The 1,090-nt window shown below is 57.6% G+C and carries 1 protein-coding gene; it reads left to right on the top strand.

Translation table 11 applies throughout. The features are described from left to right. Nucleotides 1-688: IS110 family RNA-guided transposase (locus NKH05_RS32960; RefSeq protein ID WP_353017955.1), on the top strand; the 688-nt coding region annotated here is incomplete at its 5' end. Nucleotides 689-1,090: the final 402 nt, after the last annotated feature.

Consider the following 1,090-nt stretch of genomic DNA (forward strand, 5'->3'; position numbering starts at 1 on the left):
AATCTGCCGAGAGCGAAAGACGCTGATCGCAGAGAGAATCCTGCACGTAAACCGGATCAAAGGCTTGCTGTTCGCACAAGGAATTGGCGACTACGAACCGATCTACCAAAATCGCCGCGCTCGACTGGAGGAACTGCGAACGGGCGACGGACACCCGCTGCCACGTCAAGTTAAAGCACAGATTTTACGGGAACTTGATCGTCTCGAAATCCTCCTTGCACAGATCAAGGAGGTTGAAGCAGAACGGGACGCGTTGCTCAATGTCGTGAGCGACTCTATGCCGAACCCGGCGTCCATGATCGTGCAGCTTAAGGGTATTGGTGCTGAAGTCGCTGCGGTTCTCTGGTCGGAGGGGCTCTTCCGCAACTTCGATAATCGCCGCCAAGTCGCTGCCTACGCTGGCCTGGCGCCTACCCCTTGGCAGAGTGGCTCTGTAGATCATGAACAAGGTGTCGGGAAGGCTGGTAACCCGCGACTTCGGACAGTCATGATCCAGCTGGCATGGCTATGGCTACACCATCAGCCGAATTCGGCCCTCAGCACATGGTTCATGGAGCGCGTGCAACGAAACGGGGGGCGCGGGAAGAAAACCGCGATAGTCGCGCTGGCAAGAAAGCTTCTTGTAGCTCTCTGGAAATATGCCGTTCATGGAGTGGTCATTGAAGGCGCAAAGCTGAAGGCGGCCTGACTGATGAAAATCGCCTCAATCTCCCGCAGTGGTGCGGGCAGATCCAGACAGGACAAACCGAAGGGTGAATGTGGCGTCACGCGCCGACGAGAAGAAGGGTTTTGTCCTACCGAGCCTCCGCCTACGAAAGAGGGATTTTGGTGCGGCCGATAAAAAGCGGCGACCGTATGTGAGTTTGGACTGGTGGAAGTGCTCCAGTCAGATGATGAGCTCGAGCCTGGATACTGGATCGATGGGAGTGCCGAACATGCGTTTTTGAACCCGCTTTACATTGACGGGCCCATGTGAGTTCACCTGCCGCGACTGCGAGACGATCAGCCAGGCTCCGGCGCCCTTCCACGCCACCCCGCGCGGCTGGGCCGGTCCCGGCCTGCTGGCGATGATCCTGTTCGAGAAGTTCGG

It is taken from the genome of Mesorhizobium sp. M1399 (assembly GCF_040317735.1).
Taxonomy (GTDB): domain Bacteria; phylum Pseudomonadota; class Alphaproteobacteria; order Rhizobiales; family Rhizobiaceae; genus Mesorhizobium.